Source organism: Pedobacter suwonensis, from assembly GCF_044762335.1.
Lineage (GTDB): Bacteria > Bacteroidota > Bacteroidia > Sphingobacteriales > Sphingobacteriaceae > Pedobacter.
Genome location: NZ_JBIWEB010000001.1, coordinates 706,776 through 730,597 on the forward strand (window position 1 = coordinate 706,776; position 23,822 = coordinate 730,597).

Genomic DNA, 23,822 nt, shown 5'->3' on the forward strand with positions numbered 1-23,822 from the left:
ATTTTAGTTTAAGAATAAACTATTTGTTTGGTTCGAATTTCAAACAGGCTCATTAACCAAACAAAATGAGGTGTTTATAAACAGGTAAAGACACCGACATTTTCAGTCGGTGTCTAATACATTTTTAGCTTAGCTAAGTTAAGTGATTACTTAATCTCAACTACTGCTCCAGCTTCTTCTAATTGTTTTTTAAGAGCTTCTGCTTCGTCTTTAGCAACACCAGCTTTCAATTCTTTTGGTGCACCGTCTACTAAGTCTTTAGCTTCTTTCAAACCTAAACCAGTTAAGTCTTTAACCAGTTTTACAACTGCTAATTTCTGACCACCAGCTTCTTTTAAGATTACATCAAAAGATGTTTTTTCTGCAGCAGCAGCAGGTGCATCACCACCAGCAGCAGGACCAGCAACTACAGCAGCAGCTGCAGGCTCAATACCATACTCATCTTTTAAGATTTGAGCTAATTCATTAACTTCTTTTACTGTTAAGTTTACTAATTGCTCAGCAAACGCTTTTAAATCTGCCATTTTATTAAGATTTTAAAAATTTACGTGTGTAATAATTTTGTTTAATTTGCGAACTTAAGGTGTTCGTTAACCTTCTCTTTCCTGAAGAGTTTTAACAATTCCTGCAATTTTGCTACCGCCTGATTGAAGTGCAGATAGAACATTTTTAGCTGGTGATTGTAATAATCCAACGATATCTCCGATAAGCTCTTCTCTTGATTTCAAGCTTACTAAGTTATTTAATTGGTCATCGCCAACATATACTGATGAATCTATGAACGCTGCTTTAAGCACTGGTTTATCAGATGTTTTTCTCAAAGCTTTGATCAGCTTAGCCGGAGCATTAGCTGTTTTTGAGAATAATAATGATGATGAACCTTTAAGTGCTTCGTATATCTCAGAAGCATCGCCATCCAAACCTTCAATCGCTTTGCGGATTAAAGAGTTTTTAGCAACCTTCATCACGATATCGCCTTCAAAACATTTGCGACGGATGTTATTGATCTGCTCAACAGAAAGGCTGGAAGTATCAGCAATATAAAAATTGCCAAATTCCTGCATTTGTCCTTGTAGTTCTAAAACTACTTCGTTTTTTTCTTCTCTGTTCATGATTAGATCCCCGCTACTGATTTTGTTTCAATTGCAATCCCAGGACTCATTGTTGAAGACACGTGAATGCTCTTAAAATAAGTTCCTTTTGCAGCAGATGGTTTTAATTTAGAAATTACTTGAATAATCTCAAGTGCATTCTCATAAATTTTGTCTGCTGGGAATGATACTTTTCCTATCGAGGCGTGTATGATACCCGTTTTGTCTACTTTAAAATCAATTTTACCTGCTTTAACCTCTGTTACAGCTTTACCAACTTCGTTGGTTACTGTTCCTGATTTTGGATTAGGCATTAAGTTCCTTGGACCTAAAACACGGCCCAATTTACCTACCTTAGCCATACAAGCTGGTGTAGTGATAATAATGTCTACATCGGTCCAACCACCTTCAATTTTAGCTACATACTCGTCCAAACCTACGAAGTCTGCGCCAGCTGCTTTTGCTTCTTCTTCCTTATCAGGAGTTACCAAAGCTAAAACACGTACAGTTTTACCTGTTCCGTGTGGTAAAGTAGCAATACCACGTACCATTTGATTGGCTTTACGCGGATCTACACCTAAAGATACATCAATATCAACTGAAGCATCGAATTTAGTAGTAGTGATTTCTTTTACCAAAGCAGCAGCATCCTTCAAAGTATAAGCTTTACCAGCTTCTATTTTAGCATGTGCCTTTTTTTGATTTTTAGTTAATTTCGCCACTGTTGTAAACTGTTTTTTAATTAATTGTTCCAGGGTGCGTCACCAGAAACGGTGATTCCCATACTGCGTGCTGTTCCAGCAACCATACTCATTGCTGATTCGATTGTAAATGCATTTAAATCAGGCATTTTATCCTCAGCAATAACTTTAATCTGGTCCCAGGTCACCGACCCAACTTTCTTACGGTTAGGCTCAGCAGAACCACTCTGTAATTTAGTAGCATCTTTTAACTGAATAGCTACCGGAGGGGTTTTGATGATGAAATCGAATGACTTATCAGCATAAACAGTAATTACAACTGGCAATACTTTACCTGCTTTATCTTGGGTACGAGCGTTGTACTGTTTGCAAAACTCCATAATGTTCACCCCTTTAGCACCTAACGCAGGCCCTACCGGTGGCGATGGATTTGCCGCTCCGCCTTTGATCTGTAATTTGATCATTGCACTGACTTCTTTTGCCATTTTGTGTTTTTTGTTTATTTAAAACTCAATGTTAAATATTGGAAGCATGTAACATTTAATTCCTTAGAGTTCCTATAAAACTTAAAGGACTGCAAAGATATGGATTAACTTACAGTAAAACAATAGCATTGATAAAATTAATTTTATTGTAATTTAATGCAGGACCAAGATCCGAAATTTACCCGCTACGTATTTAACGAACAGATACTAAAATTTATTACCTGTTACGCTTGCAATCTCAACAACTTCATGATCATAAAAAAAGCCCCGGAGTATTCGGAGCTTTTTAATATTTTAATGTGGCTGTTATTCTTTTTCTACCTGCATGTAGTTAAGTTCCAGTGGTGTTTTACGACCGAAGATTTTAACCATTACTTTTAGCTTTTTCTTCTCTTCGTTTACCTCTTCAATAATACCGGAGAAACCATTGAAAGGTCCGTCCATTACCTTAATGCCCTCGCCAACGTAGTAAGGAACATTCATCGTTTCACCCTGCTCGCTCATCTCATCAACCACACCTAAAATACGGTTAACTTCTGCCTGGCGCATTGGGATTGGATTACCAGCTTTATCGCCTAAGAAACCGATTACACTGTTTATACCTTTAATGATATGTTCTAATTCTCCATCCAATGTCGCTTCGATTAAAACATAACCGGGATAAAAGTTACGTTCTTTGGCAATTTTTTTACCATCTTTCATCTGGTAATATTTTTCCATCGGTATTAAAACCTGTGGAACCAAATGAGAGAAACCTAAACGACTGATCTCAGCATCAATGTACTGTTTTACTTTCTTTTCCTTACCGCTAACCGCCCTTACAACGTACCACTTTAGATCGCTCATTAGTAAATATTAATTAGAAAGTGATTTATAAAAAGTATCTAACACAAATGTCGATCCTTTATCCATTGCAAAAATAACCAATGCAATAATTAAAGAAGCCACTAATACGAGAATTGCAGAACTTTGCAGTTCGCCCCAGGTAGGCCAGGTAACCTTTTGGGTCATTTCATCGTACGATTCTTTTATAAACTCAACTACTTTAGCCATATCAAATTATTGAATGAATGAATGAGTAAATGAGTGGATGATATTACTTGAAACGAAGCTTCAAATTCAATCATTCACTCATTCTTGTACTCAATCAATATTAAGCACGGGAACAAGGATTCGAACCCTGATCAAAGGTTTTGGAGACCTCTATTCTACCGTTGAACTATTCCCGTGTATTTAAAAGAGAGCTAGCCTTAACCAGCTCTCTTTTGTATTGTTGTAGCTTAAAATTAAGCTAAGATTTCAGTTACCTGACCAGCACCTACTGTTCTACCACCTTCACGGATAGCGAAACGCAGACCTTTTTCCATTGCAATCGCGTTAATTAACTTAACAGTGATTGTAACGTTATCACCTGGCATAACCATTTCAGTTCCTTCAGCTAGTGAGATCTCACCAGTTACGTCTGTAGTACGGAAATAGAATTGAGGACGATATTTGTTGAAGAATGGAGTGTGACGACCACCTTCAGCTTTTGATAATACATAGATCTCAGCTTTGAAATCAGTGTGAGGAGTTACTGAACCTGGTTTACAGATTACCATACCACGACGGATATCAGTTTTCTCAATACCACGTAACAATAAACCTACGTTATCACCAGCTTCACCGTAATCTAAGATTTTACGGAACATCTCAACACCAGTTACTGTAGATTTTAAGTTCTCAGCACCCATACCTAAGATCTCAACCGGATCTCCAGAGTTGATTACACCACGCTCAATACGACCAGTAGCAACAGTACCACGACCAGTGATTGAGAATACGTCTTCAACAGGCATTAAGAAAGGAAGATCAGTTAAACGTGGAGGAATTGGAATGTAGCTATCTACAGCATCCATTAATTCCATGATTTTACCAACCCATTTAGCATCTCCATTTAATCCACCTAGTGCAGAACCTTGGATTACAGGAATATCATCACCTGGGAATTCGTAGAATGATAATAATTCACGAACTTCCATTTCTACTAATTCTAATAATTCAGGATCATCAACCATATCCACTTTATTCATGAATACAACCAATGAAGGAACACCAACCTGACGAGCTAATAGGATGTGCTCGCGAGTTTGTGGCATTGGACCATCAGTAGCAGCAACAACGATAATTGCACCGTCCATCTGAGCAGCACCAGTAACCATGTTTTTCACGTAATCCGCGTGACCTGGACAGTCAACGTGTGCATAGTGACGGTTAGCTGTTGAATACTCAACGTGAGCTGTATTGATTGTAATACCTCTTTCTTTTTCCTCTGGAGCAGAGTCAATTGAATCGAATGAACGTGCCTCAGTTAAACCAGCATCAGCTAAAACTTTTGTAATAGCCGCTGTTAAAGTTGTTTTACCGTGATCCACGTGACCGATTGTACCGATGTTTAAGTGCGGTTTACTGCGGTCAAATTTTTCTTTTGCCATTTTATTTATAACTAATTAGTAGGTTAACTTTTTATTATTTTTATTAATTGTTTTGATGCAATGCAACACAAAAAACCTTGTCTACCCTGCATACTAAACAGATTTAACAAAGCTTTATTATCCTTGAGCCAAAGATGGGACTTGAACCCACGACCTCTTCCTTACCAAGGAAGTGCTCTACCGCTGAGCTACTTCGGCTTTTTAGTTTCTAGTTTCAACATTCAGTTTTAGCAAAACCACCAAACTGACAACCATTAACTGCTCACTTTATTTTTAGAGCGGAAGACGAGGTTCGAACTCGCGACCTATAGCTTGGAAGGCTATCGCTCTACCAACTGAGCTACTTCCGCTTTTAAAACTAGTGATTGATTGAATGAAAGAATGAGAGATTTATTCTGCCATTAAAACATTTGGTCATTCATTTAAAGTGTGGGGAGAGAAGGATTCGAACCTTCGAAGTCTTACGACAACAGAGTTACAGTCTGTCCCATTTGGCCGCTCTGGTATCTCCCCGTTTTTTACTTTAAAATGCTAACACTTTAACATAAAAAGAGCCTCCTATCGGAATCGAACCAATGACCTACTGATTACAAGTCAGTTGCTCTACCAGCTGAGCTAAGGAGGCTTTAAATTTTCTGCAATGATACGAAAAATCTTCATTTTTCATACTATTAACGTGTTTTTTTAAAACTTTTATCTTTTCACAGAACTATCCTTTTCTTCTTGGCCTAACACCGTTTCCGAAAGGGAATGCAAATATACACACTTATATTTCACTTCAAAATAATTTTGAAAAAAAATAATGAAGTTATTCAGGTCAAAGCACGTCATCTACCTGAAGAAGCTTCATAATCAATCTCTTAAAATTGAATATTTTTTTCATTTTTTTACAGCCATTTTCAACCTTTAAAGGTTTACAAACGATAATCACAATGATAAACGCAAAATAAAAAATAAAATTAAGCCAGATGAAAGTTAAAATTGATGCAGCGAAGACTATTTTTCTATGGCGAGCAGCTTAGAAAATTAAAATGCAGTTATATAAATTCTATGGATAGCGTATTATTTTTTAAATTATTTAAAGAAACTACCCTTAAAAAAGTTTTCCTTTGAGCGCTATCTTCGTGACGTTGCTTTTATCAAATATTAATATCTTCACAAAACCCTAAGTTCGATTGATAATATCCCTTTGAAGGCTGCCCTTTAATACCATAATTCATATTGCCACCCTGACTTGTAAAAAAGCGGAAAACTACGAGAAGTAAACCGAGCCTTAAGCGAGCTTGCCGAAGGTAATTTATTTTCAGGGCCTATCTGGAAGAAATATGCTGAAACACCCGGGCGAAAGTTCGCATAAGGAAAACTATAAAAACTAAAAAAAAGAGCGACACCAATTGTGCCGCTCCTTTAAATTATATTGGAGAGATTTTCACTAATAATCAGTAGCTTCAATCTCACTTAAAATTGCCTTATGCTCACTTAATTTTGCCCGTGTTTTATCTTTATGTTTAGTAATCTGCTTTCTTAACGACTCGATGGCCAGATCGGTGGCTTCTTCAAATGATTTACATTGTTCCTTCGCGAAGAGGGTGCCTCCGGGTACAATCAGTTTTATCTCACTGATCTTATTCGCCTCGTCCTCTACGTTCTCTAACTTTAAATACACTTCTCCGCTAATGATCTGGTCAAAAAACTGATCAAGCTTATTTGCTTTTTTCTGTATAAAATCTAACAACTTACTATCTGCATTGAAGTGGATTGATTGAACTCCGATTTTCATTTTTCCTCCTTTTTTTATGCCTTTGGATGGGCTTGTTTATAAATTGTTTTTAATCTTTCGATCGAATTGTGGGTGTAAACCTGGGTAGCCGCTAAACTGGAATGACCCAGGAGTTCCTTAATAGCATTTAAATCTGCACCTGCATTTAACAGGATGGTTGCATAACTATGCCGCAACACGTGGGGGCTTTTCTTTTCATTGGTTGATACATGGTTTAGGTATGAGGTAACAATGCGGTATATTAATTTCGGATATGCCGCAGCACCTGTATTGGTAACGATTAATATTAGTGAATTGTTATTAAAGTTTTGCAACTTTTTTAAGTCAATATAGGTATTTACCTGATTGATAAGCTGTTTATTTATAGGCACTATTCTTTCCTTGTTTCTTTTACCCAATACCTTTATCGTTCCTGAATAAAGATCAATATCAGTATCTTTTAACTGCAATAGTTCGGTTAAACGTATACCCGTTCCGAAAAGCAGTTCGATAACCAAATGATCGCGGACAGAAGGGAAACTTTCATCGAAATAACGCTCAGAATCCAACAGTTGGTCCATTTTCTGGGCGTCCACAAACACAGGTAGTCTTTTCGGTATTTTAGGTGCTTTAATTAAAAGGCTGGGATTTTGATCGATTTTTCCTGAGCGGTGCAAAAACTTGTAAAAACTTCTTAAAGCAGAAATTTTTCTGTTGATGGTATTTTCTGAATTTTCCTTTTCCATCAGCTCCACCAGGTAACTGCGCAGGTGAATATGTTTTACTTCAGAAAAGTCAAGTTCCAATGCTTTAACAAATTCTTCAAACTGACCTAAGTCGGTCTGGTAAGATGTGACAGTGTGCTGAGAATAGCGCTTCTCGTGAGTTAAATAGGTAATAAAACTTTTTAGCAACATTCAATATCTTTTATGGGGCCTTGATATGAAGTTACAAATTGTTTTGATATAAAGAAATCATTAATTAATTGTTTATTGTAAAGTTTTGAATGCCCCCCAAAAACAAAAAAGTCTCCCGATGTTAATCGGAAGACTTTTATATATTATATCTTAAACAACTATGCAGTTGTATCTTGATTCATATTCTGAATGTAAACAGCATGTTTAATTTCAGTACGGCGTGCAACGGATTTTTTCTCGTATGCCTGGCGGCTACGTAATTCTCTCAATACACCAGTTTTTTCAAACTTTTTCTTGAAACGTTTAAGGGCTTTATCTAATGATTCGCCGTCTTTAATGTTGATAATGATCATAACGCTGAAATACCTCCTCTCGTGGTTTTTAAATTTTCCCGTATTATCGGGGCTGCAAATGTAAGGAAAATATTGAAAATGAGAAAGATTTTATAAAAAGAAATATTATTTAATATCATTGATTAAACTAAACTATTGTTTACCTACATTTATATATACATTATACTTTATGACGACAGGTAAAAAAGTAGGCTCCATTATCGCCGTTATCGTGGTTATTATATTAATAGCAACTTGTTACTATCGGTATTTCTTTGTCTTTGGTGAAGGTGTTAAGGCAGGCGAATTAAACTATGTGGTGAAAAAAGGCTACGTTTTTAAAACCTATGAAGGCAAATTAATCCAGAGTGGCATAAAATCGCGACAAACAGGAACACTGCAGAACAACGAATTCGAATTTTCTATTGCCAACAAGGAAATTGCTGAAAAAATGATGGCCAATAGTGGCAGGTTTTTCGAATTACACTACAAAGAATATAAGCACTCCCTGCCATGGCGCGGATTTAGTGTTTACGTAGTTGATAGCATTTTAACTTCGAAGGAGATACCGCAATAAGCGGTTTAGGGTTTAGGGTTTAGGGTTTAGGGTTTAGGGTTTAGGGTTTAGGGTTTAGGGTTTAGGGTTTAGGGCAAATTATTATTTTGACGTTTAGTTTTAACCTTACACCATAAACCTTCCACCTCCTAACCTTTTTTAGGTACCTTGGCTCCTGCTTTTCTGGCTTCCGATAATCCGATAGCAATTGCCTGCTTTTTGGAAGTTACTTTTTTACCGGTCCCGCTCTTAAGCTTACCTTCTTTCATTTCGTGCATGTTTTTTTCTACTTTCTCACCAGCTTTTTCTGAATATTTTGCCATTTTTATCGTTCATTAATTCAGTGATCATTGTTCATTGGTAACTGCCAACCGCCAACTGTTAAAGTCTTTATTCAAAACAGTATATCAGGATCAGCAGTTTTAAAATTTTAAATAAAAAATCCGGAGGTGGCTAAACCGTCCGGATTACTCATAATATACTGGTTTTTAATAAGGTTTAAGGCGTAAGGTTTAGGGCATAGGGTTTAGCGTGATTGATATTAGCCTTAAACCGTATACCTTTTACCCACTACCTCGATAATACTTCGCGGGCAATCACAATCTTTTGTATTTCTGAGGTGCCCTCTCCTATTGTACATAATTTACTATCACGATAAAATTTCTCTACCGGAAAATCTTTTGTATAACCATATCCGCCAAAAATCTGAACGGCATCTGTAGCAACTTTCACTGAAACCTCCGAGGCAAAATATTTTGCCATAGCCGATTCTTTTGTCATAGGTAAGTGCCTGTTCTTTAAATCAGCTGCCTGGCGGATCAATAGCTCTGCAGCTTCAATCTCTGTAGCCATATCAGCAAGCTTGAAACTAATGGCCTGGAAACTGGAAATAGGTTGACCAAACTGGTGCCTTTGTTTAGAGTAAGCTACCGCTGCATCAAAAGCACCCTTTGCAATGCCTAAAGCCAAGGCGGCAATAGAAATTCTTCCGCCGTCCAACACTTTCATGGCTTGTTTAAAACCTTCGCCAACATTACCCAACAGGTTGGCTTTGGGTACACGGCAATTATCAAAAATCATTTCTGTAGTTTCTGATGCCCGCATGCCGAGTTTGTTTTCTTTTTTTCCAGCGGAGAAACCCGGCGTACCACGCTCTACCACAATGGCCGAAATTCCTTTTGAACTTCCCTGCTCACCTGTCCTGACCATCACTACTGCAATATCGCCGCTTTTACCATGGGTAATCCAATTTTTGGCACCGTTTATAATGTAATCATCACCATCTTCAACGGCCGTAGTCATCATTCTTAAGGCATCTGAACCAGTATTGGCCTCTGTTAATCCCCAGGCACCAATCCACTCGGCTGTAGCCAGTTTAGGAAGCCATTTCTGTTTCTGTTCTTCACTGGCAAATGCGAGGATATGCCCCGTACATAAAGAGTTATGTGCTGCTAACGACAAACCGATTGAACCACAAACCCGGGCTACTTCTACAATGATGTCAACATATTCCTGATAGCCTAATCCTGAGCCGCCATATTCTTCGGGAACCAAAACACCCATCAACCCCAATTCTCCGAGCTGCTTAAACAATTCTATAGGAAAATGCTGTGCTTCATCCCAATCCATAATATGTGGACGGATGTTTTTCTCTGCAAAATCGCGGACCATGGCCTTTACACTTTGCTGAGTTTCTGTTTCTGAAAAATCGAAGCTTACGCTCATTAAATATATATTTTTATAGTTAGTTGAGGCAATTATAAACAATTATTTGATAGTTAGTTACCATTAAATATTTGTGCCATTACAGAATGAAATGGTATTCGGTTCAATAAGTTTCCCGGTTAATTTTAAACGTTGAAAATTAAGGAAGATTTTTTTATGATTTTTTACAACTTTAAACGACATGATGGCTCACGGGAAAAACTAATAGCACAAAGCGCAGAAACAATGTGCCTATGAAATACAGGCTTTGCTTTCCAAAAACAGATAAGTCTTTAATCTGGGTAGTTTTTTAGGAAAGCAGGTTTGGAAGCACTTTAGGATCATGTAGTCCCACTGTCCGCTTTACTGCGTGCCCGCTTCCATTGGGTTTAGGTGGCACGGCCAGTAATCAGATTGGGGGTTGCAAAACGCAAAATTTTACTATGCCTTTAAAATTTCCACGGGTTTTACAGCACTGTCCCGCGTATCTAAACCTGATCGCAGCGAACACGGAGTGCAACGGAGTAAAGCGAAGAGCAGGAAGAAACTTGACGATGGAATACAGGTTTTGCTTTCCAAAACAAAAAAATAGTAAGGTAATTTTTCAGGAAAGCAGTTTTGAAGCATTCAGGATCACGCAGGCCCACTGTCCGCTTTACTGCGTGCCCGCTTCCATTGGGTTTAGGTGGCACGGCCAGCAATCAGATTGGGGATTGCAGGGTGCAGAAATTACTTTCCTATAATTATGTACAAAGGCTTGCTGCACTGCCCCGGGTAACTAAACCTGATCGCAGCGAACACGGAGTGCAACGGAGTAAAGCGAAGAGCAGGAAGACACCTGACTATGGAATACAGGTTTTGCTTTCCAAAATCAAAAATTAGTATTCTTTCTGGAAAGAAATATAAGGCGTAATTTTATCGATCACTTCCTGATTTAATAAAATAATCTTTTTTAAATCAGCTACACCTGTATAATGGCCATGCTGCCTGCGATATTGAATAATGGCATTGATCTGTTTGAAACTCAGATATGGACTACGCTTTAAATCATTAAAACCTGCCGTATTGATATTGATTGTTTTTAGCGGTGTATTGCCAATTTTAATCTGGTCTTTAATCTCCGCATACTTATTTGAGTCTAAGCCATAAACCTCAAGAAGCTGCTCTTTTTTGTAAAAACCACCCAAACGTTCCCTATATTTTATAATTCTACGTGCAAAAGTTTCGCCAATACCTTTAATCTCATCCAATTGTGTAGAATCTGCCGTATTAATATCAACAATTACAAGAGCTTTTTTAGCATATCCTTTTCTTTCGGAAAGCGGATCATTTTTATACACCTTAGTTGACTCGGGTATATGGGCATAAGGGAATATCTTTTTGTACATTTCCGGCGAAATGGTATACATTTTCTGAAGATCTTCGGGTTTATAAAATCTGCCACCCTTAGCCGTATAGTTTACAACCGATTGGGCCTGTTTTGCCGATAAGCCTAAAGTTTCCCAACCTTCCTTATTTAAAGTGTTGGGGTTAAATTTAAAAAGTCTGCCTGTTTTTTTATAGCTGGAAGCTTCAATCCGATCGCGAACAGCCTGTTCACGTGCCTGATCTGTTATACTAATCTGTTGAATCTGCGCCAAAAGATCTGGATCATCCTTCGAAACCGGCTGGAAACGGGTATACAAAATCGGGATAGCCTTAATCACAATAATAATAAAGACCAGGAACAATAGCCCGTTGAATTCACTTTTGCTAACACCAAAATTTTTGTTGAACCAAATTCTCATTGATGCGATATGACATGTGGATTATAAATATAAATCTTATTTTTGGAATTGCAAAACTGCATAGGTTTTGCCTATCAACAATCTAAGAATTATATGAAAATCATAACTACATCTGAGTTTGCGAAAGCAACAAAGATAGATAAGCTAGGTGTACCAGGTTTAGCAGGTTTGATGATGGAGATCATGAAACTGAACGACATTAATGATGTATTTGCTCAAAATCAACACTTTAAAGGCTTAGAATTTGTAGACAAGATATTGGAAACCATTGGTGTTTCTATAGAATTCGACGATGATGACTTAAATAGTATCCCAAAAACAGGACCTTTTATCGCTATTGCAAATCACCCCTATGGCGGTGTAGAAGGTTTGGCCCTGGTTAAACTATTGTGTACGGTTAGGCCAGATGCCAAGGTAATGGTCAATTTTATTCTGAAAAAAATACCAAACCTGGATGAGTTTTTTGTGGCGGTTAATCCTTTCGAAAATGTGCAGCATTCTTCCAGCATCAGCGGATTAAAAACTACTTTTGACCTGCTCAGAAACGGAACACCGATTGGCATTTTCCCGGCCGGAGAAGTATCTACTTTTAAATTAGATGCTCAGCAGGTAACCGACAGGATGTGGCACCCTGTTGTTGGAAAACTGATTGCTAAGGCTAAAGTACCCGTTGTACCGATTTATTTCCATGGCAATAATGGCGTTTTCTTTAATATTTTGAGCTTTATACACCCTACCCTGCGCACGGCAAAACTACCTTCAGAATTTTTAAACAAACATGGACGAACCATCAAGGTCCGGATTGGTAAGCCAATAGCCGTTTCTGAAATTTCGCACATGAACAGCAGCAATAAGCTGATGGACTTTTTAAGGGCCCGTACCTATGCGCTTGGTATTGGTTTAGATACTGAGAAAAAACTCTTTAACCCGTTAAACCTGTTTAAAATTAAAAAGAAACCTGCGGAGGTAATTGAAGAAACCTCGAGGCTCCTAATTAAAAATGAGGTAGCAACTCTGGAAGATTTCAGGGTCTGGACGGAGAAAAATTATGAGGTATACATTGTCCCAACTTTAAAAATACCAAATATTTTAAGGGAAATCGGCCGTTTACGCGAAATCACTTTCCGTGAGGTTGGCGAGGGGACCAATAAAAAAATCGACCTGGATAATTACGATATTTACTATAACCATTTATTTATATGGGATAAAGATTTAGAAAATATTGTAGGTGCTTACCGGATTGGAAAAGGTGATGAGATTTTAGAAAGCATGGGACGCCGTGGTTTTTACCTTTCTGAACTCTTTAAAATGAAAGATCAGTTCTACCCGATGTTGAGACAGGGTATTGAATTAGGCAGATCATGGATCAGAAAAGAATACCAGGGTAAACCACTTCCGCTATTCCTGTTATGGAAAGGGATTTTAAAATACCTGATCGATAATCCACAGTACCGCTATATGTTCGGTCCTGTAAGTATCAGTAATAATTTCTCAAAATTCAGCAAGGCTTTAATTGTAGATTACATCACCAAGAACCATTTCGATTACGAAATGGCCAAATACGTTAAACCGCGAAACAAATTTAAAGCCGATTTATTGCCTATTTCTACCGATACCCTCGTTGACAGCAGCGAATCTTTTAAAGATCTGGACAGCATTATCGGAGACATCGAAAACACGCACATTAAAATCCCGGTATTGTTGAGGCAGTACATGAACCTGAATGCAAAGATTATCTCATTCAATATCGACCCTAAGTTTTCTGATTGTTTAGATGGTTTCTTAGTGGTTGATACCCATAGTATTCCAGCAGAAATCCTGGAAAAACTCGGCAAGAACCTATAATTAAGGCAATAAAAAAACCCAGACATCCATCTGGGTTTTTTTATTATCAACTAACCTAAACTTTATAAATACTAACCAAATATTTATGCCACAAAAGTAGGCTGACCATGTTAAATTGGTATTAATGAAATGTTATTTATAGAAATTTATTAATGACTGACGAAATTTGCTTACATCAGTAATTGATATGAAAAAACTCAGGCTTTAGCAGGCCGGCCACTATGTTAACACAATATTACATACCCTATAAATGGTTCACATAAAGAAATTGTTGATTTTATATTAATAATAAGTAAATTTAATGTAACCAATATGGCGCGGTTTGAAAAGAGGAATTTACATCTACATTTTGAGAACTATTTTGTTCGCTGGCCTGATGACAAATGCCATCAGTTCAAAGGGACAACAATACGCTTTCGATTTTTATGATGGCACCTTCAATTTCACTGTCGATTCCACAATCGTTTTTCCCATACCTCAAACCGCATCAACATCAGCTGTTTCAAACTTTTATCATCAGATCTCTTCCGGACGATACGCTTCCCTTATCTCATCTTTAGAAACGTACCAGAAAAAATTTAATTTAAACGACTGGATTTATTATCAACTGATCCGCAAAACAGCAGAACAGATTAGTCCCAAAGCCAACAACTATTTTGGATATACATTATATAAATGGTTTTTACTAAGTAAATGCGGCTACGATGCAAGGTTGGCGGTAGGCAACGAGCAGGTCATTTTTTATGTAAGAAACGAAGAGGACATCAGCGATATTCCGTTTTTTATGATTGACGGGCAAAAGTTTACATGCCTGAACTACCATGATTACGGAAAACTATTTAAACAGGCCGATGCTTACAAACCGATAAAGATATCAATATCAGAAGCCAAAAATCCATTTTCCTATAAGGTAACCAGAATGCCCGATTTTAAGCCTGAAAGTTACGAGGAAAAAGACATTGAATTTAGCTACCGACAAAAAATGCATCATTTTAAACTTAAAGTTAATCAGGATGTACAGACCATTTTTAAAAATTATCCGGTAGTTGATTTTGAGAGTTATTTCAATATCCCGCTAAGTAGAGAAACGTACAGTTCTCTTATTCCCACACTGAAAGAAAATCTGAAAAACATGGATCAGAAAAAAGGTGTGGATTACCTGATGAGATTTACACGTTATGGCTTTCTATATGAAGATGACAATGAAAACTATGGTAAGGAAAAACGCTTTTCTCCGGAACAAACCTTATTGAGTACATATAGCGACTGCGACGACCGGGCCGCATTATTCTTTTACCTAGTAAAGGAAATATATAACCTGCCAATGATTGCATTACTATACCCCAAACATTTAACCATTGCGGTACAGTTTGACAAACCAGTTGGTGAAGCAGTTACTTATAAGGGCAAAAAATATTCTTATTGTGAACCTACCCCTCAGAAACAAAACTTAAAAATAGGGCAAATTGCCAACAAGCTGAAAAACCTGAAGTATGAGGTGGTATATGCTTATGAGCCTGGCAACAAATAAAAGACCGGACAGGTTAAGCCAGGGTTAACCATAAGTTAAGATGATGTTATCTTATCAATAAGAAGTATATTAACACTTTATTTACCGTACTTTTAAGGGTTAATCTGAAAAAACACATGGCGGCCATCATCTATACTGTTATTAAGGAATTCTTTGTCGAAATTCACGGCTATCCGGTAAAGGCCAGGATTCTATCCCCACTTAATGACGATAAAACCTTTACATTTCAGGTCAGTTCGCACTTTAAAAATACAAGCGGACGGGAAGCTAATGTACCGGCCTCCACATTTACCTCTTATGCCAATGCGGAACGCCATTTGTTGGGCTACCTGGAGGCCTTTCAAAATACATTGGATTTAGGTGGTGAAGTAGCACCAGGAAATGCTTTTTAATTATTTTCTTTATCGTCTTTCTCCGCGGGAAGTTCTGATTGGATTACCTCCTCCTCAAACTCCTTTTTGTCTTTTTGGTTTCTGATGATCAGATAAGCAATTAAAATAATGACCAGAACTGCAACGCCTATTACTATTGGATAATTCATATTTGTTCGATTAAATGCCAGTCTATGCAATTTAACCTAAGTTATGACAAATATCTTGTATGTTAAGCAGTTATCTGACTGTTAACATAATCATAATATTAACTTAACTTTCTGTTTTTCTATTTTTGTAAAAACCCATTAGTAGATGAAAAAGAATAAATCCAAGTCGAAAAATCATTCGACCAATAAAAAGCTACGTAAAGAATTAGAGTCGAAATTAACCTTTGCATTTAATGAATTAGTTAATCAATATGGCAAAGCAAAAAAAACCGACAAAGTAATTGAGAAGTTTGCCAAACAACTTGCTAAAAAGGTAAATATTCCTGCTGTAGATGATTCTATTGTGCCGTTTATTAAGGAAGAAGAACAAGCTGCACCAGCCGTTAAAGAAAAGCCAACAAAATCCTCAGCAGTAAAAACCGTTATCAAAAAAGCAAAAGTGACAGAAAAAGAAGAGGCGGAGTTAAAATAGATTTAAAAGAGGCTGTCTCAAAATAAATGAGACAGCCTCTTTTAAATTATATTCTAAAAATCTTAATAGACATTAGTTTGAGGCGTAAAGTTAGCCCAACCTGATGTCCAGTCTGAAGTACCGAATGCACCACGATGAGTTACGACATCAAAACCAGTTAAGCCCGTAAAACTAGCACCTGCTAATAAAATTGACCCAGTATTTAAGGTGAATTTAGGAGTAGCACCTAAATCAAAAATAGTTTCATCGATTCCTAAATCCTGCCATTTCCCATAAGTTTCGTTTCCGAACGATGCTGTTTTAAACCAGACATCAATTGTCTGCGTGCCTACATTGCCAGTTGATTTCGTTTCAACACCTACCGGATTAGGAAATGTTGTTGTACCTCCTGTACCATAACCGTTTGCTCCCCAACCATCAACACCTGCTAAAACATTATTTTTTAATACTAATTCGCCATTTGCCGCATTTGCCAAAGTGGTTGCCCCATCAATAAACAATCCATTAGGGTATGCTGTAAATACAGAATTGTAGATTTTTATTTTATTATTTCTTCTCAAATGCATTGCATTTTGAAATTGAGTTGAAATGGTTTTGGTTCTGTCTTTCTTTGGGCCAATAATAGTTACATTCGAAAACTGAGGTGATGTGTAAGGTGTAACACTGGATCCAGTTCCATCATTATCAACTTCAAAACCATTAGAGCCAGATTGGTCGGCGGAATTTGCATCACGGATGCCAATAGCAAACTGTACGGTACCACGGAAACCAAAATCAACGTCAAAATCATCATCAAGCCCACGGTAAGCGATCAAGTGTTTCGCATTTACAGTTCCACCAAACCATTCGAAAGCATCATCCAGACCATAAGAACATTGCACGTAATCAATTACAGTTCCAGAACCCACTGAACCCATGGTTAATGAGTTAACCTCCTGATTAGGATTAATCGGCGTACCAGCATAATCAATTCTTACATATTTTAAAATACCAGAATTATCTGTATCAACCGTGCCACCGTGCCAGCCTTCGTAAGCGCCTTCTAATTCGGCCTCACCGCCTGATTGATTGTTAGTTGCTTTTCCACATAATACAACGCCACCCCAATCTCCTGGCTCACGTAATCCCGGAGCACGTTCTGAAGTAAAAATAATTGGTTGAGATGCAGTACCTTCAGCAATTAATTTATTTCCTCTTTGTACAACTAAGGTACCTTTTGTCTCTCTGTCGCCGATAATCACCGTACCCGCTTCGATCTCTAAGGTAACTCCTTCAATTGCTGCTAAACCTGCTTTATTTTTTGCATCTCTACCCACTCTAACAAAACCATTAAGTCTGTAAATTTTGTCTTTAGTCCACTTAGTGTTGGTCGTAATACTTCCGTTTGCAACTTCTACTATTGGTTTAGTAAATCCAGTAGCTGGATTTGTACCTGTACCAGATCCGTTACCAGAATTATATCCAGCTTCATTGTATTCGATAATAGTTGTTCTTTTACATGAACTAAAAATTAATGTTCCTGCCAAAACAAATACCATTGTTTTGAATCCGTTAGTACCAAATTTTGGCTTGTAAAGCTTTTTCATATTCATTTTTCCTATTTAAGTCTTTATTTTTTATTTAAAATATTTTGTAAGAAAGTGTTAATCCGATCTGACGGCCACTCCTAAATTGGGCCGTAACCTGATCTGACTGATCGAATTTTCCATCTTGATTTCCGTCCTGCATCAATGTAAAGTTTTGGTTGAGCAAGTCGTTGAAGTTGGCTTTTAGGGATAGTTTATTGGTGAAATTTTTCGTCACAACTAAATCAACCACGTTTCTTGGCATCTCATAAATATCCCTGATCAGATCTGTGCCAACAAATGCAATACGTTTTCCAGCAACATTATAAAGCAGGTTAACCTGGAATTTAGATTTAATGTTATTATAGAATATCGCTGCGTTTAAAATATATGGTGATTGTCCTTGCATGGGGCGATCATTGGATTGTCCAATTGCGCTGGCGCCATCAAACATCACTTTACTATTAATGTATGAAGCATTTAGCAAAATGGTGATATCGTTTAAAAACTTACTTTCACTTAACCCTGCAAGCGATTTACGCATTTCTAATTCTACCCCTATATTTCTAACGTTCTGAGCGTTATTGAAATTAAAAGACTGCGCATTAGAACCTGGTATAGCAGTCATCTCAATGGCGTCTTTAAATTTTTTGTAGAAACCTGAAATACTGATCAATTCGCTTGTTGATGGATAGAATTCATATTTTAAATCGTAATTATCAATCTTTGCTGTTTTTAAATTTGGATTTCCGGCAACATTGAAATTCTGATCAAAATCATAAAATGAAAAGGGTGCGATTTCTCTAAATTCTGGTCTGTTTAATGTTTTACCATAAGCCAGTCTGAATAAAGATTTTTCGTTTATATTAAACTGGATGTTTGCCGAAGGAAGTACCCTCGTAATATCATTATTAACGTTAACAGGGCCTCCGGTATCAAAACTGTTCAGTTTCTGAACGTTATTTTCTACTCTTGCACCTGCAACTACGGTTAATTTATCTTTATACGGCAGAACAAAATTGGCAAATCCAGCTAATAGTTTATTTGAAGCATCATAGTTGTCATATGGATTAGATTTTTCGTCCAATCTGATTCCCGTTGTTGTATTAATGTTTTTCCAGTCGAAAAGTTCTTCTATAGTTCCCTTTAACAACGACTGATCAAATTGTAATGAATTTGCCCGCACGTAACCGATGTTTCTCGAAGAAAATGTTCTTTGCTTATCTTCATAATAACCACCAACTTTTATTGAAGGCTTAAAACCCTCAGATTTTGGAGCAAGTGCCTGTTCAACATTAAATGCACCGGTTTTAATGTCTTCATTCATTTTGGAATAAAACCTACCCAAAAACTCGGGTTGGGCACCACCAGTTGGCACGAAAAGATTATATGTACCGTCTCCGTTAGCAAGTGTTCTGTAACGTGAATAATCAGGCTGGTCTCTGAATGATTTACTATAACCTAATACCCAGTCAAACATGGTATGCTCTTCATTGAATTTATGAACACCAGATAATTGCCCTGAATAGATGCCACGATATAAAACATTCGAAGCATAATTGGCATACTCTTGTTGTTTTTCAGACCCCAAGCGACTCACATATTGTGATGTACTTAACTGGTTATACAGGTTTTTAAACTCGAAAGTATTGTTGTTATCTAATTTAAAGGCCCAGTTATGTACAAGCCCTAAACGAACATTGTAGGTATACTGATCGTCATTATATCTGTAATTTTCTTCAGCGATTTTCGAAATTGGATCATAAACCTCGTAATTTCCTCTAAACACGGCATTATTTGTTTTGCTGTTGCTGTAGGTAATCGCCGTAATATTTCCCAATAATTTATTGTTGATGTTAAAACGTTTGCTACCGTAGATATTTAACTTTTGATCCAGATTAGCCATATTAACTTCTGGCACCCAGTTATTTCTTAGTGCGTGCCCTGCGGCATTCAATTTACTGGCATTAACCTGGTTTAAATTTGAAGGGAAATTAACAGGTAAATCATTTTCACCTGTATTAAAGCCAGTAAAATATAAGCTTCCGGTATTAGTCCTTTTGAAATCTTTAAAAGTAGCATTTTGACGGTAACCAGTTCCATAATCGATTGTTAATCGATCATCATCAGGTATGCTTTTAAGAAAAACCTTAACAACACCTCCTGCAAAATCTGCGGGAATATCAGCCGAAGGACTTTTATAAACCAATACACGATCAATTTGATTGCTTGGTATTAAATCAAATGAAAAAGACCGAACATCCGTTTCTAAGCTGGGTGCGGTTACATTATTTAACTGAACATTATTATAACGTTCTGCCAGACCACGGATATTAATAAAACGATTGTCAACAATCGTAATACCGGGAACACGTTTTACTACTTGCGCAGCATCTGTATCACCGGATCGCTGAATGGTTTGAGCGGAAACCCCGTTTGCAATTGACTGAGATTTTTTCAGCTCTGCCAAAAGAGACACTTCAGTACCTGATTTCCTGGCGCCTGTAATTACAACATCGTTAAGGGTAGATTGATCATCTTCCATCACAACATCTATCACAGTTGTTTTTCCTGGAGTAACTTTTACATTAGGAATTACCTGTTTTTTAAAGGAAATAAAAGAAAAACTTACACGGTAAGTTCCTGGTTTTACAGTATTTAAAATATAATTACCATCAGCATCACTGGTGGTACCAATGGATGTTCCTTCTATCAATACAGATAGGCCCACCAACGTTTGCCCCGTAGATTTATCCGTTATTTTACCAGAAATTTTTCCGGTTTGGGCATACGAAAGTATGCTGATCGTTAGCGCGAACACAGTAAGTGCCGCCCTTTTAAAAGAGTTTAGTAAGTCCAATTTGCCTTTATTTGATAAGGGCAAAATTATTACCACAGTATTAACTGTAAGTTAGATGTTAATTAAGATTGCTTTACTTTAAAGTTAATTAAATATTAACAAGTATTTTTGATCAGTAACGGATGCCCGCCTTTTTGCAAATAAAGTGCAGTAACCAGATCGGGCCAATTAACAAGAATTTAACATCATCTAAGAATGATGGTTTTTTCCCCTCTATTTTATGGCCGATAAACTGACCAACCCAGGCCGCTACAAATATTGCAGCATAAATGACATAAGCGGTTCCGCTCCCTAAACCTACCGCCTGTTCAATTTTGACGATAACATAACTCATTATTCCCACCACCCAGATCATCATGAAAAACAATACCGGAGACAATGTAAAATAATAATACAGGCTAAAGGCCAGTAGAAAGGAAGCCCAGTTAAAGAACCCATTATAACTGCCTAAAAAATTTAGATGCGGAAATGGAATCTGCCATACTAAACCCAACAGACTAAATACGATTAAAGGAACACAGATCCAATGAACCAGTTTATTGGTTGGGTTTTGGTGACTTTCGGCATACTTATCAAAAAGTACATCAACAGGTCGCTCAGGGTCAATTTTAATGGTTTGCTTGCTCATTATGTAAAAATAAAAAAAGCGATGGAATATCCATCGCTTTATATTTTGTTTAATCTTAGAGACCTTATAGGTTTTGAAAACCTCTAAGGTCGTTTAATCATTACTTCGCAAAGGCTACCGAACGGGTTTCCCTGATTACGGTCACTTTAATTTGTCCCGGATAGGTCATTTCTGTTTGGATACGGGTAGAAATATCAGCAGCTAACAATTCAGCCTGTGCATCGGTGATGCGCTCGCTTTCTACAATTACACGCAGTTCTCTACCGGCCTGAATGGCGAAAGTTTTCTCAACACCCGGATAAGAAAGAGCCAACTCTTCTAAATCTTTAAGGCGTTTAATATAACTTTCCACTACCTCACGGCGTGCACCCGGACGAGCGCCAGAAATAGCATCACAAGCCTGTACAATTGGTGAGATCATTGAAGTCATCTCAATTTCATCGTGGTGGGCACCAATGGCATTACAAATTTCAGGGTGTTCTTTATATTTTTCGGCCAGCTGCATACCTAAAATAGCGTGTGGCAACTCAGGATTGTCATCAGGCACTTTACCAATATCATGTAATAGACCTGCACGTTTAGCCATTTTAGCATTTAAGCCTAATTCTGCAGCCATGGTAGCACAGAAATTAGCTACCTCACGTGAGTGATGTAATAAGTTTTGTCCATAAGATGAACGGTAACGCATACGTCCAACCATGCGGATCAGTTCAGGATGCAAGCCGTGAATACCCAAATCGATTACGGTACGCTCGCCGATCTCTACAATCTCATCTTCGATCTGTTTTTTGGTTTTGGCTACAATTTCTTCAATACGTGCCGGGTGGATACGACCATCTGTTACCAAACGGTGTAAAGCCAAACGGGCTATCTCTCTTCTTACCGGGTCGAAACCTGATAGAATGATGGCTTCCGGCGTATCGTCTACAATAATTTCGATACCGGTTGCTGCTTCCAAAGCACGTATATTTCTACCTTCTCTACCAATAACGCGACCTTTGATCTCGTCACTTTCGATGTGGAAAATAGATACAGAATTTTCAATTGCCGCCTCTGTAGCAGTACGCTGGATGGTTTGAATAACTACTTTTTTAGCTTCTTTACTCGCCGTTAATTTGGCTTCATCCACAATATCCTTCACCTGCATCATGGCCTGGGTGCGGGCTTCTTGTTTCAGATTTTCTACCAATTGTTCTTTGGCTTCTTCAGCAGAAAGGCCGGCAATGGTTTCCAATTGCTTTAGATGCTGGTTTTTGAGTACCTCTACTTCTTCTTGCTTTTTAACCGCAAGTTCAGTCTGTTTTTCGAGGTTAATTTTATGCTTTTCGAGTTCCTGCTCTTTTCTATTAAAATTTTCCATGCGCTGATTTACCGATTGCTCTTTTTGCTTAATGGTATTTTCGCGCTGGTTAATGGTATTGTTTCTGGCACTAACTTCTTGTTCGTGCTCGGCTTTTAACTGTAAAAATTTCTCTTTTGCTTCTAAAAGTTTATTCTTTTTTAAAATTTCTGCATTGTTTTCTGCATCTTTTAAAATCTTTTTCACTTTGTTCTGTGCGGCAATTTCCTGCTGTTTAAGCAAGTTACGCAGGAGAAATCTTCCTATTACTACTCCGATAGCTATACCCGCTATCACGGCAAATACATATCCTAATATTTCAACTATTTCCATTTTGTTTTTTATGTAAAAAAAAACCGCAACTAATTTTTAAAGTCTCATACATTTTAAACCTCAACTAAGCATAATTAGGGTTTAAGCCATTTTCAGGTGCAATAGCAAATGAAATACGCCCTCTTAACCCTATAGATATTGAAGTGTTAAGTTTTATAAAATTTGAAACTCAAAAACCAGCCGCGGCTATGTTTTTATGCTAAATGTTGGCATTATCTAAGCGCTGAACAGGTCAGCGTAATGAAATGCCGAAAGAACGAACCTTATTTTGCAAAGAAATTACTGAGTAAAACATCCAATTCTTCAACTTTATCGGCAACAGCAGTATCCTGGCTCTGTACTTTGTTTTCTGTTCTTAACACGGCTGTTGCATAATGCAATACGGCCATAGAAAGAAGGTCTTGCTTATCTCTAACCGCATAATTATCCTGGTAATCTTTTATGCGCTCATTGATCATTTTCGCTGCCCGTCTCACAATTTCTTCCTCTTCCATGTTCACCTTTAATGGGTAAATACGGTCGGAAATGGTTATTTTAATCGAGATTTCTCCCATTTGTTAGCTTAGTTTCTGATTTCCTTGCATCACTATTTTTTTAATAATGCAATACTTTTATCAATCTCCCGCACAAAATCGTTAATTTTTTGTTTAATGTCAAGCGATTTTTCACTTGTCCCCTCGATACTTTTAGCCAATTTTGTAACCCTCAATTTTTCATCAAGTTCTACATTTTTTTCTTTCGCTGTATCAAGTGCTACCTTTAACGATTGGTTTTCAAGCTTTAATAAATCATTTTCTTCCTGTAGCGCATTACATAACTCAATCACCCGAGCCGTTTTTTGTAATACTTTATCTAATTGATCTGCAACAGAAGCCATGAATTTATTTCTAAAAATACGAATT

25 protein-coding genes and 5 tRNA genes are annotated in these 23,822 nt (G+C 37.4%); 5 read left to right on the plus strand and 25 right to left on the minus strand.

Annotated elements, in window-relative coordinates; all coding sequences use genetic code 11:
• Positions 1 to 146 precede the first annotated feature (146 nt).
• From rplL to rpsU, 15 genes are all read right to left on the minus strand, one after another.
• Positions 147 to 524 carry a 50S ribosomal protein L7/L12 gene (gene rplL / locus ACIQXP_RS02965; RefSeq protein ID WP_010601097.1) on the minus strand — a complete coding sequence of 126 codons (378 nt, stop codon included), beginning with the start codon at positions 522 to 524 and terminating at the stop codon, positions 147 to 149.
• A 66-nt stretch (positions 525 to 590) separates the two neighbouring features.
• Positions 591 to 1,112, minus strand: coding sequence for a 50S ribosomal protein L10 (gene rplJ / locus ACIQXP_RS02970; RefSeq protein WP_090502367.1), 522 nt, complete (start codon positions 1,110 to 1,112; stop codon positions 591 to 593).
• Positions 1,113 to 1,114: 2 nt separating this feature from the next.
• Positions 1,115 to 1,813: a 50S ribosomal protein L1 gene (rplA, locus tag ACIQXP_RS02975; RefSeq protein WP_025143259.1), complete on the minus strand. Its 699-nt coding sequence runs from the start codon at positions 1,811 to 1,813 to the stop codon at positions 1,115 to 1,117.
• Positions 1,814 to 1,833: 20 nt separating this feature from the next.
• Entirely contained in the window at positions 1,834 to 2,277 is a 444-nt protein-coding gene (gene rplK / locus ACIQXP_RS02980) for a 50S ribosomal protein L11 (protein ID WP_010601094.1), read from the minus strand.
• Between the two features lie 306 nt (positions 2,278 to 2,583).
• A complete protein-coding gene (nusG, locus tag ACIQXP_RS02985; RefSeq protein ID WP_025143263.1) occupies positions 2,584 to 3,123 on the minus strand; it encodes a transcription termination/antitermination protein NusG in 540 nt (179 codons plus the stop codon).
• Positions 3,124 to 3,132: 9 nt separating this feature from the next.
• Complete coding sequence (secE, locus tag ACIQXP_RS02990; RefSeq protein WP_029279332.1) at positions 3,133 to 3,330, minus strand: preprotein translocase subunit SecE; 198 nt, start codon at positions 3,328 to 3,330, stop codon at positions 3,133 to 3,135.
• A gap of 105 nt (positions 3,331 to 3,435) precedes the next feature.
• Positions 3,436 to 3,506 (minus strand) — tRNA-Trp (locus tag ACIQXP_RS02995).
• A 57-nt stretch (positions 3,507 to 3,563) separates the two neighbouring features.
• A complete protein-coding gene (gene tuf / locus ACIQXP_RS03000; protein WP_010601091.1) occupies positions 3,564 to 4,751 on the minus strand; it encodes an elongation factor Tu in 1,188 nt (395 codons plus the stop codon).
• A gap of 126 nt (positions 4,752 to 4,877) precedes the next feature.
• Positions 4,878 to 4,949, minus strand: a tRNA-Thr gene (locus ACIQXP_RS03005).
• Between the two features lie 79 nt (positions 4,950 to 5,028).
• A tRNA-Gly gene (locus ACIQXP_RS03010) sits at positions 5,029 to 5,101 on the minus strand.
• 80 nt (positions 5,102 to 5,181) lie between these two features.
• Positions 5,182 to 5,264 (minus strand) — tRNA-Tyr (locus tag ACIQXP_RS03015).
• 39 nt (positions 5,265 to 5,303) lie between these two features.
• A tRNA-Thr gene (locus tag ACIQXP_RS03020) sits at positions 5,304 to 5,376 on the minus strand.
• An 807-nt stretch (positions 5,377 to 6,183) separates the two neighbouring features.
• Entirely contained in the window at positions 6,184 to 6,531 is a 348-nt protein-coding gene (gene hpf / locus ACIQXP_RS03025) for a ribosome hibernation-promoting factor, HPF/YfiA family (RefSeq protein WP_090982779.1), read from the minus strand.
• A gap of 14 nt (positions 6,532 to 6,545) precedes the next feature.
• The gene (locus tag ACIQXP_RS03030; protein ID WP_387504089.1) at positions 6,546 to 7,427 is read right to left on the minus strand and encodes a tyrosine-type recombinase/integrase; all 882 of its coding nucleotides are present in this window, start codon (positions 7,425 to 7,427) and stop codon (positions 6,546 to 6,548) included.
• A gap of 158 nt (positions 7,428 to 7,585) precedes the next feature.
• Positions 7,586 to 7,780, minus strand: coding sequence for a 30S ribosomal protein S21 (rpsU, locus tag ACIQXP_RS03035; protein WP_086549247.1), 195 nt, complete (start codon positions 7,778 to 7,780; stop codon positions 7,586 to 7,588).
• Between the two features lie 169 nt (positions 7,781 to 7,949).
• On the opposite strand from rpsU, the gene ACIQXP_RS03040 reads away from it, so the two are divergent.
• Positions 7,950 to 8,336, plus strand: a complete 387-nt coding sequence (locus tag ACIQXP_RS03040; RefSeq protein WP_293741738.1) for a hypothetical protein — start codon at positions 7,950 to 7,952, stop codon at positions 8,334 to 8,336.
• Between the two features lie 128 nt (positions 8,337 to 8,464).
• On the opposite strand, the gene ACIQXP_RS03045 is transcribed toward ACIQXP_RS03040, so the two are convergent.
• From ACIQXP_RS03045 to ACIQXP_RS03055, 3 genes are all read right to left on the minus strand, one after another.
• Entirely contained in the window at positions 8,465 to 8,638 is a 174-nt protein-coding gene (locus ACIQXP_RS03045) for a DUF6496 domain-containing protein (protein WP_293741739.1), read from the minus strand.
• Between the two features lie 247 nt (positions 8,639 to 8,885).
• Positions 8,886 to 10,040 (minus strand): acyl-CoA dehydrogenase family protein, encoded by a 1,155-nt coding sequence (locus ACIQXP_RS03050; RefSeq protein ID WP_387504088.1) that lies wholly within the window; start codon positions 10,038 to 10,040, stop codon positions 8,886 to 8,888.
• An 857-nt stretch (positions 10,041 to 10,897) separates the two neighbouring features.
• Positions 10,898 to 11,806 (minus strand): ComEA family DNA-binding protein, encoded by a 909-nt coding sequence (locus ACIQXP_RS03055; RefSeq protein WP_293741742.1) that lies wholly within the window; start codon positions 11,804 to 11,806, stop codon positions 10,898 to 10,900.
• 93 nt (positions 11,807 to 11,899) lie between these two features.
• Here ACIQXP_RS03055 and ACIQXP_RS03060 point away from each other — a divergent pair, with 93 nt between their 5' ends.
• From ACIQXP_RS03060 to ACIQXP_RS03070, 3 genes are all read left to right on the plus strand, one after another.
• Entirely contained in the window at positions 11,900 to 13,651 is a 1,752-nt protein-coding gene (locus ACIQXP_RS03060) for a lysophospholipid acyltransferase family protein (RefSeq protein WP_387504086.1), read from the plus strand.
• 322 nt (positions 13,652 to 13,973) lie between these two features.
• Positions 13,974 to 15,182 (plus strand): hypothetical protein, encoded by a 1,209-nt coding sequence (locus tag ACIQXP_RS03065; protein WP_367117462.1) that lies wholly within the window; start codon positions 13,974 to 13,976, stop codon positions 15,180 to 15,182.
• Between the two features lie 116 nt (positions 15,183 to 15,298).
• The gene (locus ACIQXP_RS03070) at positions 15,299 to 15,574 is read left to right on the plus strand and encodes a hypothetical protein (RefSeq protein ID WP_387504085.1); all 276 of its coding nucleotides are present in this window, start codon (positions 15,299 to 15,301) and stop codon (positions 15,572 to 15,574) included.
• Here ACIQXP_RS03070 and ACIQXP_RS03075 read toward each other — a convergent pair.
• Complete coding sequence (locus tag ACIQXP_RS03075; RefSeq protein WP_387504084.1) at positions 15,571 to 15,723, minus strand: hypothetical protein; 153 nt, start codon at positions 15,721 to 15,723, stop codon at positions 15,571 to 15,573. The genes ACIQXP_RS03070 and ACIQXP_RS03075 overlap by 4 nt on opposite strands.
• Positions 15,724 to 15,868: 145 nt before the next feature.
• On the opposite strand from ACIQXP_RS03075, the gene ACIQXP_RS03080 reads away from it, so the two are divergent.
• On the plus strand, positions 15,869 to 16,195 hold the full coding sequence (locus ACIQXP_RS03080; RefSeq protein ID WP_387504083.1) for a hypothetical protein: 327 nt from the start codon (positions 15,869 to 15,871) through the stop codon (positions 16,193 to 16,195).
• A 62-nt stretch (positions 16,196 to 16,257) separates the two neighbouring features.
• Here ACIQXP_RS03080 and ACIQXP_RS03085 read toward each other — a convergent pair whose 3' ends face one another.
• The 6 genes from ACIQXP_RS03085 to ACIQXP_RS03110 all read right to left on the minus strand — a co-directional run bounded on the left by ACIQXP_RS03085 (position 16,258) and on the right by ACIQXP_RS03110 (position 23,797).
• Entirely contained in the window at positions 16,258 to 17,781 is a 1,524-nt protein-coding gene (locus ACIQXP_RS03085; RefSeq protein ID WP_391527731.1) for a hypothetical protein, read from the minus strand.
• A gap of 34 nt (positions 17,782 to 17,815) precedes the next feature.
• Positions 17,816 to 20,620, minus strand: coding sequence for a TonB-dependent receptor (locus ACIQXP_RS03090; RefSeq protein WP_387504081.1), 2,805 nt, complete (start codon positions 20,618 to 20,620; stop codon positions 17,816 to 17,818).
• A gap of 112 nt (positions 20,621 to 20,732) precedes the next feature.
• Positions 20,733 to 21,248 (minus strand): Mpo1 family 2-hydroxy fatty acid dioxygenase, encoded by a 516-nt coding sequence (locus ACIQXP_RS03095; RefSeq protein WP_387504080.1) that lies wholly within the window; start codon positions 21,246 to 21,248, stop codon positions 20,733 to 20,735.
• 100 nt (positions 21,249 to 21,348) lie between these two features.
• Entirely contained in the window at positions 21,349 to 22,920 is a 1,572-nt protein-coding gene (rny, locus tag ACIQXP_RS03100) for a ribonuclease Y (protein ID WP_090982748.1), read from the minus strand.
• Positions 22,921 to 23,183: 263 nt separating this feature from the next.
• Positions 23,184 to 23,474, minus strand: a complete 291-nt coding sequence (locus ACIQXP_RS03105) for a cell division protein ZapA (protein WP_090982746.1) — start codon at positions 23,472 to 23,474, stop codon at positions 23,184 to 23,186.
• A 32-nt stretch (positions 23,475 to 23,506) separates the two neighbouring features.
• On the minus strand, positions 23,507 to 23,797 hold the full coding sequence (locus tag ACIQXP_RS03110; protein ID WP_090982743.1) for a hypothetical protein: 291 nt from the start codon (positions 23,795 to 23,797) through the stop codon (positions 23,507 to 23,509).
• Positions 23,798 to 23,822 lie beyond the last annotated feature (25 nt).

Coding starts and splice junctions, on each gene's coding strand:
- rplL (WP_010601097.1), bottom strand. CDS start 524: ATGGCAGATTTAAAAGCGTTTGCTGAGCAATTAGTAAACTTAACAGTA.
- rplJ (WP_090502367.1), bottom strand. CDS start 1,112: ATGAACAGAGAAGAAAAAAACGAAGTAGTTTTAGAACTACAAGGACAA.
- rplK (WP_010601094.1), bottom strand. CDS start 2,277: ATGGCAAAAGAAGTCAGTGCAATGATCAAATTACAGATCAAAGGCGGA.
- nusG (WP_025143263.1), bottom strand. CDS start 3,123: ATGAGCGATCTAAAGTGGTACGTTGTAAGGGCGGTTAGCGGTAAGGAA.
- secE (WP_029279332.1), bottom strand. CDS start 3,330: ATGGCTAAAGTAGTTGAGTTTATAAAAGAATCGTACGATGAAATGACC.
- tuf (WP_010601091.1), bottom strand. CDS start 4,751: ATGGCAAAAGAAAAATTTGACCGCAGTAAACCGCACTTAAACATCGGT.
- hpf (WP_090982779.1), bottom strand. CDS start 6,531: ATGAAAATCGGAGTTCAATCAATCCACTTCAATGCAGATAGTAAGTTG.
- ACIQXP_RS03030 (WP_387504089.1), bottom strand. CDS start 7,427: ATGTTGCTAAAAAGTTTTATTACCTATTTAACTCACGAGAAGCGCTAT.
- rpsU (WP_086549247.1), bottom strand. CDS start 7,780: ATGATCATTATCAACATTAAAGACGGCGAATCATTAGATAAAGCCCTT.
- ACIQXP_RS03040 (WP_293741738.1), top strand. CDS start 7,950: ATGACGACAGGTAAAAAAGTAGGCTCCATTATCGCCGTTATCGTGGTT.
- ACIQXP_RS03045 (WP_293741739.1), bottom strand. CDS start 8,638: ATGGCAAAATATTCAGAAAAAGCTGGTGAGAAAGTAGAAAAAAACATG.
- ACIQXP_RS03050 (WP_387504088.1), bottom strand. CDS start 10,040: ATGAGCGTAAGCTTCGATTTTTCAGAAACAGAAACTCAGCAAAGTGTA.
- ACIQXP_RS03055 (WP_293741742.1), bottom strand. CDS start 11,806: ATGAGAATTTGGTTCAACAAAAATTTTGGTGTTAGCAAAAGTGAATTC.
- ACIQXP_RS03060 (WP_387504086.1), top strand. CDS start 11,900: ATGAAAATCATAACTACATCTGAGTTTGCGAAAGCAACAAAGATAGAT.
- ACIQXP_RS03070 (WP_387504085.1), top strand. CDS start 15,299: ATGGCGGCCATCATCTATACTGTTATTAAGGAATTCTTTGTCGAAATT.
- ACIQXP_RS03075 (WP_387504084.1), bottom strand. CDS start 15,723: ATGAATTATCCAATAGTAATAGGCGTTGCAGTTCTGGTCATTATTTTA.
- ACIQXP_RS03080 (WP_387504083.1), top strand. CDS start 15,869: ATGAAAAAGAATAAATCCAAGTCGAAAAATCATTCGACCAATAAAAAG.
- ACIQXP_RS03085 (WP_391527731.1), bottom strand. CDS start 17,781: ATGAAAAAGCTTTACAAGCCAAAATTTGGTACTAACGGATTCAAAACA.
- ACIQXP_RS03095 (WP_387504080.1), bottom strand. CDS start 21,248: ATGAGCAAGCAAACCATTAAAATTGACCCTGAGCGACCTGTTGATGTA.
- rny (WP_090982748.1), bottom strand. CDS start 22,920: ATGGAAATAGTTGAAATATTAGGATATGTATTTGCCGTGATAGCGGGT.
- ACIQXP_RS03105 (WP_090982746.1), bottom strand. CDS start 23,474: ATGGGAGAAATCTCGATTAAAATAACCATTTCCGACCGTATTTACCCA.
- ACIQXP_RS03110 (WP_090982743.1), bottom strand. CDS start 23,797: ATGGCTTCTGTTGCAGATCAATTAGATAAAGTATTACAAAAAACGGCT.